Consider the following 18,236-nt stretch of genomic DNA (forward strand, 5'->3'; position numbering starts at 1 on the left):
TGCGCGGAAGCGGCTCTTCTTACGAGTGACTGACGAAATGGGGTGGAGGATGCAAGGTTTTGCGCTTCCACCCTATTCTGCTTACTTACCATATTAGGCCAGGAAGCCCCTCCCCTTTATCTGTGCGGCGGCCACGGGCAAGCCCCTTCGGTAATAACCTAGCTTTCATTACTTAACTACTACTTTCTATGCGTCGTCGCGACTTTGTGGGACTGACCGGTTTGGCAACCGGCGCATTATTCTTGCCTTCGCTGCCCGGCTTTGGGGGTACGCCCGTCGAGGTAGAACGCTTGCTGGAGCAAATCGACGTTTCGGTGAAGAAGCGCCTCGCTGATGCGGCGCTGAACGCGGCCAAGTCGGCGGGGGCTAGCTACGCCGATGCCCGCGTAGGCCGCTACCTCAACCAGTACGTGTTTACCCGCGAGAAGCAGGTCCAGAACATCGTGAACACCGAAAGCTACGGCGTGGGCGTGCGGGTGCTGGTGAACGGTGCCTGGGGCTTCGCGGCTACCAATGATGTAACGGAAGCTGCTGTGGCCCAAGCCGCCCGCGAAGCCGTAGCTATTGCCAAAGCCAATGCCCGCCTGCAAAAAGAGCCTGTGAACCTAGCCCCGCAGAGTGGCTACGGGGAAGTGAGCTGGAAGACGCCCATTGAGCAAAATGCCTTCGAGGTGCCGGTGAAGCAGAAAGTGGACCTACTGCTCGCCGTGAATGCCAAGGCCATGGACAATGGCGCGAACTATGTCAGCTCCACCATTTTTCAGGTCAACGAGCAGAAGTATTTTGCCAGCACCGACGGGTCATACATCGACCAGGATGTGCACCGCATCTGGCCTACGTTTAACGTGACGGCCATAGACCGGGCATCGGGCAAGTTCCGCACCCGCGACTCGCTCGGTACCTCGATGGGCCTCGGGTACGAGTACCTCACGCCCCGTGCGCAGGATAAAATAGCGGGTCCCGTCGGCACGGGCGTCGTTGGCTACAAGCAACGTTACGACATGCTCGAAGACGCCGAATTGGCTGCCAAGCAAGCCAAAGCGAAGCTCACAGCCAAATCGGTAGTGCCGGGCAAGTACGACCTGGTGCTCGATCCTGACCACCTAGGTCTGACCATCCACGAAAGCGTGGGTCACCCCTTGGAACTTGACCGCGTGCTGGGCTACGAAGCCAACTACGCTGGCACCAGCTTTGCGACCATGGATAAGCTCAAATTGGGCAACTTCAAGTACGGCTCACCGGTGGTAAATATCGTGGCCGACAAGCTGCAAACCGGGACCCTAGGTGCCGTGGGCTACGATGATGAGGGCGTGAAAACCGGCGAGTGGGACCTCATCAAAGGCGGCGTGTTGGTGAACTATGAAAAGATCCGTGACCAAGCGCAGGTAGTGGGCCAGAACCATTCCGACGGCTGCTGCTACGCTGACTCTTGGAGCAACGTGCAGTTTCAGCGCATGCCCAACGTGAGCTTGCGCCCTAACCCGAATAAAATGAGCGTTGATGACCTGATTAAAGGAGTTGACAAAGGCATTTACATCGTGGGAGCTGGCTCTTACTCAATTGACCAGCAGCGCTATAATTTCCAGTTTGGGGGCAAGCTCTTCTTTGCTATTGAGAAAGGCAAAATTGCGGGCCAGATCGAAGATGTGGCCTATCAATCGAATACGCAGGAGTTTTGGAACAGCTGCGCCGCCACCTGCGACGCGTCCGACTACCGCTTCTTAGGTACATTCTTCGATGGCAAAGGCCAACCGCCGCAGATTTCGGCCGTGAGCCACGGTTCGGCCACCACGCGCTTCAATGGCGTGAACGTCATCAACACTGCCCGCAAGATTGGGTAGTTCCTTCACCAGCACATTAGCAAAACTCCAGCAACTATATGGCAATCCTTTCGCAAGAACAAGCCCAGGCTATTCTACAGAAAGTGCTCAGCTTCAGCAAGGCCGATGAGTGCCAAGCGACGCTCACAGGCCGCGGGGCGGGCAACATTCGTTACGCGCGCAACAACGTCAGCACGGCGGGCCGCTCCGACAACGTTTCGCTGGCCGTGGAGTCGCGCTACGGCAAACGCTCGGGCGTGGCAACTTGTAATCAGTTCGACGACGATACGCTACGCCGCTGCGTGCAACGGGCAGAAGAAACCGCCAAGCTAGCCCCCGAAGACCCCGAGTACATGCCGATGCTCGGTCCGCAGCAATACCTCACGCCCAAGTCCTTCGCTGCCACCACAGCCGCCGACACTGCCGATGCGCGCGCTCAAGCCGCCGCCGATAGTATTGATTTGTGCGCGGCGCGCAAGCTCACGGTGGCTGGCTTCTTGGAGAACAGCTCCAGCTTCCGGGCCATCCGCAACAGCAAAGGCCTACAAGCCTATCAGCCCGAAACGTTCGTGGACTTCTCCGTAACGGTGCGCACGCCCGACGGCACTGGCTCAGGCTACGCCGTGGCTGACTATACCGACGTGAGTAAGTTCAGCGCAAAGGCTCTAACCCAAATTGCGGCCGACAAAGCGGCGGGTTCGGTCGGTGCTAAAGCCATGGAGCCCGGCAAGTACACCGTGATTCTGGAGCCCGCTGCACTCGTATCCGATGAAGGCTTACTCAACCGCTTGTTCTACGAGCTAGGTGCCCGTGAAGCCGACGAGGGCCGCAGCTTCTTGAGCAAGAAAGGCGGCGGCAATAAGCTAGGTCAGAAGCTGTTCGATGAGCGTATAACGATCTACTCAGACCCCACCAATGCGGAAGCGCCGGGCCGGGTGTTCGACGACGAGGGCCAGCCAGTGAAGAAGATGACCTGGGTAGACAAAGGCGTGCTCAAGAACCTGTACTACTCGCGGTTTTGGGCCCAGAAAAGCAAGGCTACCGCTACTGCTTTCCCCAGCAACTTCATCATGAGCGGTGGCACCCAGACTACGGCCGACTTGATTAAGGGCACCGCTAAAGGCATTCTGGTGACACGCCTGTGGTACATCCGCGACGTGGACCCCCAGTCGTTGCTGGTAACCGGCTTGACGCGCGACGGTACGTTCTACATTGAGAACGGCAAGATCAAGCACCCGGTGAAGAACTTCCGCTTCAACGAGTCGCCTGTCATTATGCTTAATAACATTGAGGCGATTGGTAAGCCCGTGCGTTTGGGTGGCAACTTGGTGCCCCCGCTGAAAATCCGGGACTTCACCTTCACTAGTTTGTCCGACGCGGTATAAAGCTAGGTCGTGACTTCCTTTTAACTCAAAAAGGCCCGTAGAGCAGTCTACGGGCCTTTTTGCTAATAAAGAGTTGACGTATTAGAAGGCGTAGCCTACCGACACTTCCATCACCCGGTTATGGAGCCCACCGAGGTTGAGGTACTTGCGCGCGGCCTGCGTCTCGCTCTTGTTATCAATATCCGAAAGGCCGTAGTTGAGGCGAGTGGCTAGGATAAACCCACTTTTCAGATCAAGGCCTAGGCCCGCGCACAAGGCAACATCGCTCTTGTAGTTTTTCGTCGTTTCTAGGTCGGCTGTCTGGTAGGTAGTGGCGCTTCCACTCGACATGGTATAGCCCGTCTGGCCAACTTGGCGACCCGCCAGCAGCAAGCCGAACTGGGGCCCAAACTGGATGTTGAAAGCATCGCCTAGGTAGACCTTCGCTAGAATCGGCACGTTCAGGTAGGAGAGCTTAGTGGTATTAACGATATCGAGGGAGCCAAGCGGAATAGTGTTCTTCGAGCCCTGCTGCGAGTACGTCACTTCGGGCTGGATGGCAAAGTGGCTCGAAGGCCGCCACCGCAGAAAGCCGCCGAGGTGCATGCCGGTCTTGTAGTCGGCGCCTTGGTTGATTGTGCCGTCGAGTACGGCGCGGCTTATCCCACCTTTCACCCCAAAGCTGGTGGTAGCAGTTGATCTGGAAGAATGCTTGTGCCTAGCTTTTGAGCGGGATTGTGCGTGTACACTGTTAGAAGCCAATACAATACTACCTAGTAAGGCTAAAGAGTAAAGAGTTTTCATTTAAATAATACGTAGTAAACGAGCATAAAAACTTTCAAATATATGACATACCTAATTATAACCTCCGTTTTACTACCGCTTATCAACAAAAAACCCTAGGCAGACTAGCTACCTAGGGCTATGAACTTGCCCAAGCGGGCAGTTTCATTCTTTAGTTATCAGCGAGAAGCTAGCTGGTAAGTAAGCGAGACTTGCGCTACCTGGTTCTTGAGGGTACCTGTGAAATTTGAGTATTGTGTGTTTTCGTCCTTGGCAATGGAGAGCAACCCCGTGTACCCACGCATGCCCAAGCCAAAGCCGGCAGGCAGCTTCACGCCGACACCGGCCACTAAACCTAGGTCTACCCGGTGGTAGTTGTCGGTGGCGTACCGGTTGAAAGTAGTTGAGTAAGACCCCAAAAAGGACCCGTAGGTGGCGGTACCCTTCTCTTTGGTATTTATCAGAAACCCAACTTGCGGACCAGCTTCCAGGTAAAACCGACCAAACGTAGCCCGGGCCACAATGGGTACGTTCAGATACCGTAGCCGCAGCCGATAGCTAGCCTCGTAGCCACCGTCGGCAATACCGGACTCCACCACGTGCATGTTCATGCGCTGATTGCTGAACTGCACCTCCGGCACCACCGACCACCGTTCGGTGAGTTTTTTCTCATAAAACGCACCTAGTTGGTAGCCGGTGCGGTTATGCGTATTTACCTCTTGAAACTCATCGGTTTTGGCCGAGACGGAGCCGGTGTTAGCGCCTACCCGAACACCAAGCTGCGCGTGGGCAGTACTAGCGGCGAACAGTCCGACGAATAGAACAGCAAGTTGCTTCATAGCTAAGCGTTGTGAAATAAAAAGACTGTTGTTACTTCCCGTAGAGCTTTTAGTACCTCTTAAAGGTTGCACAGCGGCGCTACTACTTACCGAGCTGAAACGCTACGTAGCTCTGAAAAACCCGGTTTTTAAGTTGCGAATCGTTGACGCCAGTAACAGGTTTCGCCGCGTTGATGTCGTTCAGGCCCGCCGTGAACCGGGCACCTACGAGCACGCTATGCAGCTTAAACCCAAGCCCGGCGCACAGGCTGAAGTCGTTTTTCTTGTAGTTATCCTTCACCTGCCGGCTCACCTCTCCGTACTGCGCAGGCGCGTTCGGCGTGGGCGGCGCCACGAGCATCGTCCCGACTTCTTTGGCCGTCAGCAATACGCCGAACTGCGGCCCGGCTTCCAGGAACACCGGACCTAGGGTGACTTTCGCCAGCACGGGCAGGTTGAGGTAGTGCAGCTTCGTGTCGTAATCAAGCAGGTCGCTCTTGCGCTCTGTGCCCTGCAGCGAATACAGCAGCTCCGGCTGAATCGACAGCGGCCCGGCAACTTTGTAGTTGTACAAGGCCCCGATGTGGTACTGGGTTTTGTAGCTAGCTTTCACATTGGCCGCCGTGCCATCGAGCACCGCCGCGTTGAGGCCGGCTTTGAAACCAAATTGGGCGTGGGCCGCGCTGGCCAGGGCCATACTAAGCAAGAGAGTGAAAAAACGCTTCATAGCAGATTGGAGAGAAGGAGAATCATTGATGGGATCAAAGCTCCTGCTTATCCGCTTTTGCGTCAATCACATGTAGATGTGATGGTCGGTTGAGCTGCCCGCCTACTTACCGAGTTGCAACGCCACGTAGCCCTGAAATACCCGGTTTTTCAGCCGTGCGTCGTTCACGCCGCTCAGATTATCAACGTTGTTGATATCGTTGATGCCAGCGTTGAACCTAGCTCCCACCAGAAAGTAACCTAGCTTCAGTCCAGCGCCAGCGCACAAGCTGAAGTCGCCGCGCTTGAAGTCGTCGGTGGCGCTGCCGCCGTTGGTGGTGTTGCTGGTGCCTTGCACCTGGATCTTGCCATTCTTATCGGCTTTCAGCAAGTACGAGAACTGCGGACCGGCCTCCACAAACACAGGGCCGACGCGCACCTTAGCTAGCACTGGCACGGAGAAGTAGTTGAGTTTATTGTCAAAATCTTCGAACTGTGATTTCCAGTTGCTTTTGTTCAAGGCGTAAAGGACTTCCGGCTGAATAGAGAGTGGACCCAACACATTGAACTCGTAGAAGATACCCGCGTGGTACGAGGTGTTGTACTTAGTGTCGGCGTTGACGTTTTCGCCATTCAGCACAGCTTCATTGACGCCGACTTTCACGCCAAACTGAGCTTGAGCGCTAAATACTAGGAGCAGAAAAGGCAGGATAAGCGTTAATCGTTTCATGCAAAATAAGAGTGAGATGTAGGAGGAAGGATTACGCAAGGCAATACGCAGAAAACGAAAAACTATTGTCTCTGAAACTTCACCCTGTCCAGCTTTGCACAGGATTAATGCAATGTTCTTTGTTCTTTCCCACCTAGGAGCCTTGATAAACTTGTCACTGAAACCAAGCTTTTTTTGCGAAGTAGCCTAGTTGCGAGCCACCTTAGAGGCCGTAGCTGTGTCTCTTAGCCGTTTTTCGTTCGTCTGTCGTCCTCTTTATGCCCGCTCCTTTCACCTTCGTGCGCCTTCAGTACCGCTCCGGCGACTGGGATGGCGTGGATGAGCGTATGCCAACCAATCTGCTTCATTCGCTCATTCAGTACACGAAAGTGCCCGTGGCACCCAAGGAGAAAGTGGTAGCCCTCGACAGCCCCGAGCTGTTCAACTACCCGTTTTGCTACCTCTCGGGGCACCGGTTGGTGCAATTTTCGGCGCAGGAGAAAAAGAACTTCACGCAATACGTGCGCAACGGCGGCTTCGTGTTCGTGGATGATTGCAACCACGATATCGACGGCCTATTTGCCCGCTCCTTCGAGGAGCAGATGCGCCAGTGCTTTGGCGCCGGCGCCCTGAAAAAAATTCCTAAAACTCACCCCGTTTATAGCTCCTTTTTCACCTTTAAAGACGGGCCGCCGCCTACTTCCTTCGAGCTCAACGGCTGGGGCGACGACCTCGTGCACGACTACCTCAAAGGCATCGAAATTAACGGCCGCCTAGGGGTCCTTTACTCCAACAAAGACTATGGCTGCGAGTGGGATTACGACTTCCGCAACAAGCGCTTCCTAGCCGAAGACAATACCAAGTTTGGAGTGAATATCTTGATGTATGCCCTGACTGCGTAGGCTAGACTATATCCTTTATCTTACCTTCCCTCTTACGTATCCTCTAACACACTTTATCTATACTATTTGGTACGCTATGCGAAAGACCATACTGCTGAGTTCCCTTTTTCTAACATGGCTAGCGCCATCTGCTAAAGCGCAGGTAAACTCAAAATTCCACTTCAAGGTTGAGCCACTATCCCCGTTGAAGTTGCGCTACGGTGTGCGGGTAGGTGCACAGGTTACCAGCATGACTACCGGTGCCCCGACAAGGTTTGGCCTTGAGTCGAAAAACAACTTCTGGAATGGACAGGGCGGCTTGGTGGTGGACGCCGCTTTTGGCTGGCTGAGTGTGCAACCGGCGGTCATTTTCTCGCAGAAAGGCTACCGCGTAAAAAAACATGAGTATCAAATGTATCTCGTGGATGGCAATAGATTCACTCGGTTACGGCTCAATTACCTGGAAGTACCCGTGAACTTAATAGTTACAGTGAAAGGCGTACAGCTGTTTGCTGGTCCCTACCTAGGCGTTGCACTCAGTGGCGAGTACTGGGATAAATTCTCAGGAATGGTACGGGTCTCCGAATCTAACTCAACCTTTGTGCAATCTGACTACTCGCGCAAGGAGAAGGCTCAGATTGGCAAAAGCAGGAACCCTAACTATAATAGTGCCTTCAGCCGCTTCGATACCGGCTATAACGTGGGGATAGGCTATAAGCTAGGTCCATGGCAAGCGCAGCTTTCGCATATGCACGGCGTTGTAAATACGTACCCAAATAGTTACACTGCCGCCGGTCTGCAAGCCAAGAACCGAGGCTTCCAACTGAATGCCACCTACTTCTTTGGGCAGCCATAAGCGCGCTGAAAGCCTACCGAATTGCTACTGAATATCAGTTCAATGTCTTCTTATTTATACTGCAGAAGCAATTCTACTCTGTCTTTCAGGTTGCTTTTAGCGCACTTTACTCCTCTGTTTGACAGCTATGCGAAAATTTATACTACTCAGCTTCCTCTTCCTGACGGGGTTAGCTCCAGTAGCTAAAGCACAGGTCGACATACATATAAAGGTTGATCCGCTGTCTTCACTAAAGCTGCGCTATGGTGTGCGGGCTGGGGCTCAGGTCACAAGCATGACTACCAAGCCCTCAGATTTCTCAGGCCCTCCCTCGTTTTATGCGGACTTTAATCCGAAAAACAACTTCTGGAACGGACAAGCTGGCTTCGTACTCGATGCGTCGTTTGGCTGGCTGAGCGTGCAACCAGCCGTTGTTTTCTCGCAGAAAGGCTACCGTATAAATGAATCCTGGCAAAGGCAGCTGTCAGGAACTGTTTACGACGTAAAGAGTTTCACGCGGCTGCGGCTCAACTACTTAGAAGTGCCCGTAAACCTAGTAGTCACGGTGCGCGGCCTACAACTGTTTGCTGGTCCCTACCTAGGCGTTGCACTCAGCGGCGAGTACCAAGATCATTACGCAGGGCCCGTACGCGCCTCTGAATCGCGGCCAATCTATGCATTTGATGATTGGTCTTACAAGCAGAAGCTCCGAATTGGTAAGAGTAGTAGCCCCTACTATAACGACGCCTTCCGCCGTCTTGACGCGGGCTATAATGTAGGCATTGGCTATAAGCTAGGTCCATGGCAAGCACAGCTTTCGCACATGCATGGCGTCAAAAACACATACCCTAGCCCATCTATCGGTTATAACCCACAGGTTAAAAACCGAGGTTATCAATTAAATGCCACCTACTTCTTTGGTCAACCATAAGCTTATCAGCACCCTATTAAATTACCCCTAGATTAACTGTTCTCCTATTGACTTTGAGCGAATAGCCCTGTATTTGCAGCCTAGAAGCAGCCTTACATGGTAAAATCAGACTTTACCAGTACACTGCTCGCAAGCTCAAACTCTTTTCTTTAACTGTGACTGAAGCTAACGTTCGTCAACTCCTCGCCAAGCTCCCGCCGCTACGGGAGGAAATCGGAAAAATTATCGTCGGCCAAACGCAGGTGCTCGATGAAGTGTTGGTAGCCTTATTAGCCGGTGGCCACGCGCTACTGGAAGGCGTGCCGGGCCTGGCCAAAACGCTGCTCGTGCGCACCCTAGCCAGCGCCACCGACCTCCCCTTCCGCCGCATCCAGTTCACCCCCGACCTGATGCCGACTGATATCCTAGGTACTGAGGTATTGGAGGAAGACCATGGCACTGGCCACCGCTCGTTCAAGTTCAACGAAGGTCCCATTTTCGCCAGCCTCGTGCTAGCTGACGAAATCAACCGGACGCCGCCCAAAACCCAGGCGGCTCTCCTGGAAGCCATGCAGGAAGGCCACGTAACGTACGCCGGCCAAGAGCACGCGCTGCCCAAGCCCTTCTTTTTGCTGGCCACCCAGAACCCCATTGAGCAATCAGGTACGTACCCGCTGCCGGAAGCCCAGCTCGACCGTTTTCTGCTGTACATCCGTATCGGCTACCCCACGGAGCAAGAAGAGCTAGCTGTACTAAGTGGCACTACGGGCACGGCGCGGGCTGAAGTGCGTTCGGTGCTTGGGGGCGAGGATATTCGGCAGTTGCAGCAGTTGGTACGCCAGGTGAGCCTCAGCCCCGAGTTGCTTGGCTTCGTCAACCGCCTGGTGCGCGCCACGCGTCCGGCCACGAGCACAGTGAAGTTCATTCAGGACTATGGCCGCTGGGGTGCCGGTCCGCGGGCTGGGCAGGCGCTTATTCTCTGCGCCAAAGCTAGGGCGCTGCTGCAAGGCCGCTTCGCCGCCACCCTCGACGACATCAAAACCCTAGCTCCGCCAGTGTTGCGCCATCGGGTGTTGCTGAATTTCAACGCCGAAGCCGAGAACCTCACGCCCGATGATGCCGTGGCCGAGCTGCTGAAAGCGGTGCCGGTGTAGCCCTTTGGTTAGCCAAAATTTCACGCTTTAGCTGGCTCCCAACGGCAACGAACAATTCCTAACCAGATACCAAGAACCAACACATGCTCAACCCTGAAATTCTGCATGCGCTGCGCAACTTGCCACTGGCGGCTAAGCAAGCTGCGGAAGGCTTCTTGGCGGGTCAGCACCTAAGCCGGCGGAAGGGCGTAGGCATGGAGTTTAGCCAGTACCGCCCCTATCAACCTGGTGATGATCTACGCCGCCTAGACTGGCGCTTAGCAGCCCGTTCGGACCGCTACTATATCCGCGAGTCGGAGGTAGATACGAGCGTAACGGTGCACTTGCTGCTGGATGCCAGCGCCAGCATGAACCACCAGGATGATAATGGGCTGACGAAGCTAGCTTACAGTCGTCTGGTGTTGGCAGCCTTGGCTTATCTGGCTCAGAACCAAGGCGACGCGGTAGGATTGACCATTCTGCACCCGAATGGGCTGGATCACATTCCACCTCGCGCCGATGCACGTCAGCTACCTAGGTTGTTTCATGCGCTAGAAAGTGTGGCCGCGTCCGGTAGCTTCCCGACTACTAGTACGCTGGCCCCGCTCACGGCGCGGCGGCAACGGGCCATCACGGTCTGCATCAGCGACTTGTACGAAGATGAGGCAGAAATCAACAACTTGCTCACTCGCCTACGGGTAGCATCGGGCGAAATTATGTTGCTGCACCTGCTGGCGCACAACGAGCTGCACTTCACCTACCGTGGCACCGTCACCTTCGAAGATCTTGAAACTGGCCGTACACTCCAGCTCGATGCCGACCAGCAGCGCGAAGCCTACCAGGAGGAGTTGCAAACCTGGCTGCGCACGACCGCGCAAGAAGCTCGCCGCCAAGGCTTCGACTACCACCAGCTAGATACGGCCGAACCGCTGGACCGCGCCATGCGGGAGTTTCTGCGGAAGCGGGACTCGATCGGTTAAGGAGCGCCTGCGCAGTTAAGTGACTAAGAAGTGAACTCCTGAACGCCTTCACGTAGTCACTCACTTGCTCAGCCACTCAACAAAGTCATTCAACTATTCTCATGTCCGCTTTTCTTCTTCAACATCCTGGGGCTGGCTGGCTGGCATTGCTGGGCGTGCTGGTGCCAGTGGCTATTCACCTCTGGAATCGGCGACCGGCACGCTTGGTACAAGTGGGCAGCTTGCGTTGGCTGAGTACCGCCGCCAACCGCCGGATGCGTAGCCTAAAGCTGGAACAACTCCTGCTGTTGCTGCTGCGTGCCGCTGTGGTGCTGGTGTTGGCCCTAGCGCTAGCCGATCCGGCGCGGCAAACGCCGCCACCGCCTCGTCGCGGGCAGGTCTTGCTGAGCCCCGATCTACTTCGTTCCTCTTCCCTCACGGCCGTGCGCACCACAGTTGATTCTTTGCGCAAGCAAGGATACGAGCTGCGACAGTTGGCACCCGGACTGCCACGCCTGTCGCTCGCCACCTGGCGACGCTTCGATTCGCTGGCTACTGCTACTACCACGCCAGCGGCTTTCGAACCTAGCTCCGATAACCTGTGGGCGCGCGTACAACAAGCCGCTGACTCTTTGCCGGAGCGCTCGCTGCGGGTTTTTACGCTGGCCACGCAGCGCAGCTTCCGCGGTACTCGGCCCGCGCTACCTGCGGCGGTGCGCTGGCAGGTCGTGCCACTCTCCGATTCTAGCACTTGGCTACAAGCAGCCTACCAAGTAGGCCCCGACAGCTTGCGCTTGCTCCTAGGCGCCAGCAACGAGGCCGCTACTACGTTTCGGACGGCAACTGTGGCTACGCCTTCTTCAAGCGGAGCACTGCGGGTAGCGGGGTTGCCATCTTTGCGTTACGAAGCTAGGTCGGGCGGTGCGGTGCTTCGCCTAGCGAATGGCCACGCTGTGCCGGTGCAAGCAGTGGCCTTTCGTTTGGCTATTTACCACGATGCTGCTCACGCTCAAGACGCCACTTACTTGCGGGCGGCGCTACGCGCCGCCAGTTTGGGATTACCCACGTCTCCACTTCTAACCGTATCGAGCACACCGCCTACCACTAGCCAGCCGCTTGACTGGCTGTTTTGGCTCAGCGACGCGCCCGTGCCCGCTGCCTGGCAGACGCGGGTTAAGCAAGGTCTACACCTTTGGCGAGAAGCCTCCGCGGTGGGTACCCCCACCACGGCTACGCTGGCTTACCAGAGCGCCCAGCCAATCCGGCTGCTCCGGCGCGATACGCTTGGCTCTTCTCACCCTACCACCACACTTTGGTCAGATGGACTAGGTCAGCCCGTACTCACCCGTGTGACTCAGGGGCAAGGCGCTACCTATCACCTGCACACCCGCCTACACCCGGCCTGGAGCGAGCTAGGGAGCAGCGCCGAATTGCCTACGCTGCTTCTGCCTTTGCTCCAACCTGAAGCCTCGACGGTTGCTGATTTGCCGCAGGACCGTCGGACTTTGGCCCCTTCCCAAGTATTCGCCGTTAGCCAGACGCCTGCTCTTGCTCCGAAGCGTACGAATACAGCGCCCGAGCCCACTACCAACAATTTACGTGCGTGGGCAGTGGCGCTGGCAGCTCTCCTATTTGGTTTGGAACGGTGGCTGGCCCGGCGACGGGTAGCGCCTATCTCATCTACTACTGTATGAGCCCATTAACTTCTTCTGTTTCATCTCAGGCCGCGGCTACTTCTACCCTCCGGGCAGTGTGGCGCAGCTACGCCCAGCGGCGCACGTTCGCCATTCTGCTGCCTGCGGTGGGCCTAGCGTTGCTCTTGATAATTAGCTGGCTGCGCTGGCCGGCAGCGCGCTGGTATGTCGTGGGGCTGGGAGCCATTGGCGTGAGCTGGCTGCTGTGGAAGCTCTGGCAGATCTGGCAGCCCGACTTCCAGGACCTAGCCCGCCGCCTCGACCGCCGCTTCGCGGGACTGGAAGACAGCACGGGCTTGTTGTTGCACGAACCCTCCGAATTGAACCTACTCGGCCAGCTTCAGTACCAACACGTAGCTACGCACCTCGCCGAGTTGCAGAGCTCCGAACGGTCGTTGCTGCCCATCAGTTTTCGAGGGCCAGCGGTAGTTGCCGGACTGGCAGCCATTGTGGCTTTGGGACTGTGGCTCATTAAGCCGAAAGCCGTTCTTCCACTTGCCGCCGCGCAGCCCGTGGCCATGCACTTTGCCGAGGACACTCCCAAGGGCAGCACGCCGCTCGCTGCGCCTCGTATTGTGGAGACTCGCATTATGGTGATGCCGCCCGCCTACACGCGCCGACCAGCATTTGCTGCGGCACAACCATCGTTTCAATGCCCGCAAGAAAGCCAAGTGCGCTGGACGGTGCGCGTGAGCCGTTCGGCCGGCATGGCGCCGGAGCTAGAGCTAGGCAAGCAGCGCCTCAAGTTGCGCCTCGTAGCCGGTCAACCTAGTTTATTTACAGCCGAACAGACACTTACCAAGTCGACCCTGTACCGGCTGCGCTTTGCCGGCCGCACTTCCGATGATTATGCCATCGACGTGCAAGCTGATCAGAGCCCAGTGATCCAAATTCAAACGCCAAAGCCTTACACGCTGGTGGAGTTTGGCACAAAGCCGCAAGTGCCCGTGCGGGTGGCCGTGCGTGACGACTACGGCCTGACGCGTGCTCAGCTCGTAGCGACGGTAGCGCAGGGCCAAGGCGAAGCCGTGAAGTTCAAGGAAACCAAAGCCGACTTAAGCGGGGCGCTGCATGGGCAAGAACAAGCTACCTTGGCTCACCTGCTCAACTTGCCCAAGCTAGGTCTTACCTACGGCGACGAGGTCTATTTCTACGTGCAGGCTTGGGACAACCACCAGCACCTCACCCGTTCTGACACGTACTTGGTACAATGGGAAGATACTACCGTGCAGGAGAGTACCACCGATATTTCCTTGGGGGTGAATGTAGTGCCGGCCTACTTCCGTAGTCAGCGGCAGATCATTATCGATACGGAAAAGCTGCTGGCCGAACGCAAAGGCTTAACAGCCGAGGCCTTCGCGGAGCGCGGCAACAACCTAGGTTTCGATCAGAAGGTGTTGCGCCTACGCTACGGCAAGTTTTTGGGTGAGGAGTTCGAAAAGAGCCTTGGCGAATCTGCTGGTCCCACTGCCGACGCCGACCATCACGAGGAAGGCAAAGAAGGCGAGGCGGGTCACGAAGAACACTACGAGCACGAGCATGGTAGCGCCGGCGGCCGCCCCAGTACGTCGCCCACAGCCGCCACCGATGCCCTTATGGAGCCCTACATGCACCGCCACGATGACTCAGAAACGGCAGATTTTTTGGAGCCGGCCGTAAAAGCCAAGCTTCGCGGTGTGCTAGCTCAAATGTGGGAGGCCGAGCTGCGCCTGCGCACCGCCCGCCCCGCCGAAGCGCTGCCGTACGAGTATCGCGCCCTGCGCCTGCTCAAACAAGTGCAGCAACAAACGCGCGCTTACGTCCGCAAGCTAGGCTACGACCCGCCCGTGATACCCGAGGCCACCCTTCGGCTCACCGGCGACCTAGCAGGCGCAGCTGCTCCCAAGAGCCAGCAACAGCTAGCCGCTACTCCCACTCAGCCCGCCGTGCGCGAAGCGTTGCGCGTGCTAGGCACTATCCGGCAGCAGCAATCTGTGCCAGCCGCCGATGCGCTCTTGCTCGACCGTGCAGGCGCAACCTTGGCGCAAGCGGCAGTTCAGAAACCGGGGGCTTACTTACAAGCCCTGAGCCAGCTGCGGCAGCTAGCTGCCGATGTTCGGGCGAGGCGGCAGCCTTGCTCCACGTGTCTACCATCGGTCGAGCGGGCACTTACGGCGCTGCTACCGACTCCGGCCCCCGCTCCCGTTCGCCCCACCGGCCCCGACCGATTGGCGCGGCGCTATTTTCAGGAATTAAGTCGCTAAGTGTTGCTCACCAGCATGCCCCATTCGCTTCCCTTCTATCTTCTGCTTACGCTGTGCGTCGTACTGGCGGCCGGGCTTACCGTGGCAGCCCTGCGCCGCACTAACCGGCAGCGCCTAGCCTTGCGGCTTCTTGCGAGCTGGCTGGCAGTGGTCGGCTTATGGCTCACGGCGTATCCGCCTACGCATCTAGTAGCTGGCACGCGCCAAGCGGCAGTATTACTCACCGACAACTACTCCGCTGATACGCTCCAGCAGCTCCTGCGGCGCCTGGGTCCAGCGACGCATGTGTGGCGCTACCGCCCCTCAGTTGCGACGGATACGCCTGCTTTGAGCAGCTTGCTAGCGCTGCGGGAACAGTTTCCAGCGTTGCGTCAGTTGCACGTAATCGGCCAAGGACTACCCACTGCGGATTTGCCGGAGCTAGGTTCACTCAGCCTAATAACGCATCCTGCGGTGGCCAAAGCAGGCTTTCGCGCTGCGCAGTGGAACCGGGAGGTGTCTTTGGGCCAAACAGTGGAAGTAGAAGGCTTTTTTGAGCATGTACTGGCCGATAAGAAAACACCCACCTGGGTTTACCTACGCGCGGCTGGAGCCCGTCGTGATTCGGTGCGTCTTACCGCTAATCAGGGCGCTTTTCACCTGCACTACCAGCCACGTGCCGCCGGCCGAAATGTGTACGAGTTGCTAGCTCGCCGCGACGGTCAAGATGTAGCCCGCGAACCAGTGCCCGTGGAAGTAGCGCCCACGCGCCCCTTGCGGGTCTTGATGCTGGCCAGCACGCCTTCGTTTGAGTTTAGATTTCTTAAAAATCACCTAGCTGCTCGTCAGCATAGTATAGCGTTGCGCACGGGTCTCAGTCGTGGCCTCAACCAAACAGAGTTTCTGAATCAGTCACCCCAGGATATCAGCCGCCTGACAGCGCCCCTGCTAGCTCGCTACGATGTGCTGATGGCCGACGCGGGCAGCATGAGCACACTTTCTGGCGCCGAAGGGCTGGCCTTGCAGAATTCGGTGCGCACCACGGGGCTAGGCTTCTTGCTGCTCGCCGACCCGGCCCCCCTACCCCGCACCTCACCCGCTCGCACCGACTTCGCTGTGATGGCGCGGCCCGTCAGTGCAGCGGCACCGCAGCCAGTGCGGTGGCCGGGCAGCTCGGGTAAACTCACCACACTTGTTCCCGCCGTTCTGCGGTCGGCCCCGCTGCTGCGTCCACTCATTACCGATGCGCAAGAACAACCGGTGGTAGGCGCATCGCGCCTGGGAGCCGGTACGGTGGTAGTTTCCGTGTTGCCAGCCACTTACAGCTGGGCGTTGCAGAATGCCGCTGCTGCCTACGAAGCATATTGGAGCCGTTTGCTTACGGCGGCAGCGCGGCCTTTAGCCTCGGCAGCGCGTTGGCAAGTGCTGGATGCTTGGCCTAAAACGAATACCCCACTCAGCTTGCAGCTAGCCGCCAATTTTCCGGCCACTCAGCCCCAGGTAGTAAGTCCGGCGCAAAGTGCTGTGCGCGTCGCCTTGCGGCAAGATACTCGGCTACCGGAGTGGAGTACGGCTCAGTATTGGCCTACCCGTGCAGGCTGGCATCGGGTGGAGACTGCCGGGCAAGCACCGAGCTGGTTTTACGTTTATGATGCTCAAAGCTGGCAGTTGCCCGAACTAGCTAGCCGGCAACAAGCCGCGGCCATGCAAGTATCGTCCGCCGGAGCTGCTACTGCAATGGCGCCCACCAGCACGCGTGAAGCGTGGCCCAGTGGGTGGTTCTTTCTGTTGTTTTTGGTTGCGGCCGGTACGCTCTGGCTCGAAGAGAAAGTATAGCTAGCTACCAGGAACAAAGCATTTTTCTTACTGGCTAACAGATACTTACTATCAATATCGCTTATAAAGCTAGGCTGGTTTCTTCGCTGACGATGCTGGGCCCTTCTCGAAATAAGAGCAGTTGAAGCTAGCTAGGTTGATTCGTTAATAGCGAATATCAGGATGCCCGCTGAGCATATTGTCATCGGTGTCACCAATCAGGTAATCACCTAGCGCAAACACATTTGCTCTAGCCTTGCCATGAGGTGGGCGCTCTGAGACTGAACCAGTAGAAACACTTACGGCAGGCGTAGCTGCTGCCGAAGTATCGGCAGTGGCGGATAAGGATAAAGTGGCTGGCACGGTAGAAGTAGGACGATAGAATGGAGAGTTGGACTACAAGGCCAACTGCAAAAAAGCCGCCACAAACAATAAATTATATAATTAAATTACTTTAACGGTTTAATATATAAATTATTTAATATTTACAGAGAAAAGAAAAGGCCCGCATTCTCAAGGGAATACGGGCCTCTTATTCTGCAAACGCTAACTAATGCTAGCGCATAATTACATTTACTGAGCAGTAGTCGTACCAGCAGTAGTCGAGCCAGTCGTACCAGCAGTCGTTGCAGCACCTTCCGTGGTGGTAGCACCGCCTTCAGCAGGAGCAGTCATAGCACCAGCAGCAGTCGAATCGGTAGTAGTCGTAGTAGAAGCCGAATCTGTAGTAGCAGGAGCCGAAGCTTCAGTCGAAGTCGATTCAGTGGTAGTGGTGGTTTCAGCAGGCTTCGACTCGCACGAAGTTAGAACAGTAGCGAATGCGAAAGCTAGAGCAGATACCTTCAGGAGATTCTTCATCTTGATGTTAAGTTTGAAAACTTTTTGTCTGGAAAACGTCCTTCATACCGACATTTTAAGAAGGTAACCCAGATAGGAAAAATATTTTTTTGGCGGGTTACCAAACTCGCCGCAACGTATTAATCAACAAAGCGAATGGGCAAGGGTCAACCTTCCTACACCGATGAAGAGTTCGTGATGGCTATCCGTCGCGGCGACGACCGGGCGCTAGCCCAACTCTACCGGCTACACTTGCCGATGGTTTCGCACTTTGTGCTGCAAAACAGTGGCACTGAGGACGAAGCCAAGGACGTGTACCAAGAGGGGGTGATGGTGTTCTATGAGAAAGTACGCGACGGCTCCTTGGAGCTTAGCTGCCAGATCAAGACCTACCTCTACGCCGTGTGCCGCCGCTTGTGGCTGAAACGCCTCGCCGAGAAAGGCCGCTTCGGCGTCCGCCTCGACGACCACGAGCCTTACCTCGAAACCGGAGCCGAGGCTGACTTAGCCGAAGCCGAGGAGCGCGACCGCCGCTTTGCCCTGATGGGGGAAGCGCTGGAGCAAATCGGGGAACCTTGCAAGTCGCTTTTGGAAGGTTTTTACCTGCTGGACCGTTCGATGCAGCAGCTCACGGCGGATTTTGGCTACACGAATGCCGACAACGCCAAGAATCAGAAATACAAGTGCCTGGTGCGCCTGAAAAAATTATTTTTCTCTCACTACAAGGAAGAAGAATCTTACTAAAAGCGTT

The 18,236-nt window shown here is 56.4% G+C and carries 16 protein-coding genes; 11 read left to right on the forward strand and 5 right to left on the reverse strand.

Annotated elements, in window-relative coordinates:
• Window positions 1-188 precede the first annotated feature (188 nt).
• On the forward strand, window positions 189-1,841 hold the full coding sequence (locus SD425_RS24500; RefSeq protein ID WP_324673290.1) for a TldD/PmbA family protein: 1,653 nt from the start codon (window positions 189-191) through the stop codon (window positions 1,839-1,841).
• A 38-nt stretch (window positions 1,842-1,879) separates the two neighbouring features.
• A complete protein-coding gene (locus tag SD425_RS24505; protein WP_324673293.1) occupies window positions 1,880-3,205 on the forward strand; it encodes a TldD/PmbA family protein in 1,326 nt (441 codons plus the stop codon).
• Window positions 3,206-3,286: 81 nt separating this feature from the next.
• Here the strand turns inward: SD425_RS24505 and SD425_RS24510 are convergent, their stop codons facing one another.
• The 4 genes from SD425_RS24510 to SD425_RS24525 all read right to left on the reverse strand — a co-directional run bounded on the left by SD425_RS24510 (window position 3,287) and on the right by SD425_RS24525 (window position 6,220).
• The gene (locus tag SD425_RS24510) at window positions 3,287-3,988 is read right to left on the reverse strand and encodes a porin family protein (protein WP_324673295.1); all 702 of its coding nucleotides are present in this window, start codon (window positions 3,986-3,988) and stop codon (window positions 3,287-3,289) included.
• A 158-nt stretch (window positions 3,989-4,146) separates the two neighbouring features.
• Entirely contained in the window at window positions 4,147-4,806 is a 660-nt protein-coding gene (locus SD425_RS24515; RefSeq protein ID WP_324673296.1) for a porin family protein, read from the reverse strand.
• Window positions 4,807-4,888: 82 nt separating this feature from the next.
• Window positions 4,889-5,512: a porin family protein gene (locus SD425_RS24520; RefSeq protein ID WP_324673298.1), complete on the reverse strand. Its 624-nt coding sequence runs from the start codon at window positions 5,510-5,512 to the stop codon at window positions 4,889-4,891.
• 102 nt (window positions 5,513-5,614) lie between these two features.
• Entirely contained in the window at window positions 5,615-6,220 is a 606-nt protein-coding gene (locus tag SD425_RS24525) for a porin family protein (protein ID WP_324673300.1), read from the reverse strand.
• Window positions 6,221-6,477: 257 nt separating this feature from the next.
• Here SD425_RS24525 and SD425_RS24530 point away from each other — a divergent pair, with 257 nt between their 5' ends.
• The 8 genes from SD425_RS24530 (at window position 6,478) to SD425_RS24565 (ending at window position 16,669) form a co-directional block, all read left to right on the forward strand.
• Window positions 6,478-7,101 (forward strand): DUF4159 domain-containing protein, encoded by a 624-nt coding sequence (locus tag SD425_RS24530; protein ID WP_324673302.1) that lies wholly within the window; start codon window positions 6,478-6,480, stop codon window positions 7,099-7,101.
• Window positions 7,102-7,177: 76 nt separating this feature from the next.
• Window positions 7,178-7,936, forward strand: a complete 759-nt coding sequence (locus SD425_RS24535) for an outer membrane beta-barrel protein (RefSeq protein WP_324673304.1) — start codon at window positions 7,178-7,180, stop codon at window positions 7,934-7,936.
• 127 nt (window positions 7,937-8,063) lie between these two features.
• A complete protein-coding gene (locus tag SD425_RS24540; protein ID WP_324673306.1) occupies window positions 8,064-8,846 on the forward strand; it encodes an outer membrane beta-barrel protein in 783 nt (260 codons plus the stop codon).
• A gap of 155 nt (window positions 8,847-9,001) precedes the next feature.
• Window positions 9,002-9,979 carry a MoxR family ATPase gene (locus tag SD425_RS24545; protein WP_324673308.1) on the forward strand — a complete coding sequence of 326 codons (978 nt, stop codon included), beginning with the start codon at window positions 9,002-9,004 and terminating at the stop codon, window positions 9,977-9,979.
• 83 nt (window positions 9,980-10,062) lie between these two features.
• Window positions 10,063-10,938, forward strand: a complete 876-nt coding sequence (locus tag SD425_RS24550; RefSeq protein ID WP_324673310.1) for a DUF58 domain-containing protein — start codon at window positions 10,063-10,065, stop codon at window positions 10,936-10,938.
• Window positions 10,939-11,039: 101 nt separating this feature from the next.
• Window positions 11,040-12,611: a BatA domain-containing protein gene (locus tag SD425_RS24555; RefSeq protein ID WP_324673313.1), complete on the forward strand. Its 1,572-nt coding sequence runs from the start codon at window positions 11,040-11,042 to the stop codon at window positions 12,609-12,611.
• Complete coding sequence (locus SD425_RS24560; RefSeq protein WP_324673315.1) at window positions 12,608-14,854, forward strand: DUF4175 family protein; 2,247 nt, start codon at window positions 12,608-12,610, stop codon at window positions 14,852-14,854. The genes SD425_RS24555 and SD425_RS24560 overlap by 4 nt, the downstream gene beginning before the upstream one ends.
• Window positions 14,855-14,869: 15 nt before the next feature.
• On the forward strand, window positions 14,870-16,669 hold the full coding sequence (locus SD425_RS24565) for a hypothetical protein (RefSeq protein WP_324673317.1): 1,800 nt from the start codon (window positions 14,870-14,872) through the stop codon (window positions 16,667-16,669).
• A gap of 552 nt (window positions 16,670-17,221) precedes the next feature.
• Here the strand turns inward: SD425_RS24565 and SD425_RS24570 are convergent.
• Window positions 17,222-17,506, reverse strand: coding sequence for a hypothetical protein (locus tag SD425_RS24570; protein ID WP_324673319.1), 285 nt, complete (start codon window positions 17,504-17,506; stop codon window positions 17,222-17,224).
• 135 nt (window positions 17,507-17,641) lie between these two features.
• On the opposite strand from SD425_RS24570, the gene SD425_RS24575 reads away from it, so the two are divergent.
• A complete protein-coding gene (locus SD425_RS24575; RefSeq protein ID WP_324673321.1) occupies window positions 17,642-18,229 on the forward strand; it encodes a sigma-70 family RNA polymerase sigma factor in 588 nt (195 codons plus the stop codon).
• Window positions 18,230-18,236: the final 7 nt, after the last annotated feature.

The organism is Hymenobacter sp. GOD-10R, assembly GCF_035609205.1.
Taxonomy (GTDB): Bacteria; Bacteroidota; Bacteroidia; order Cytophagales; family Hymenobacteraceae; genus Hymenobacter.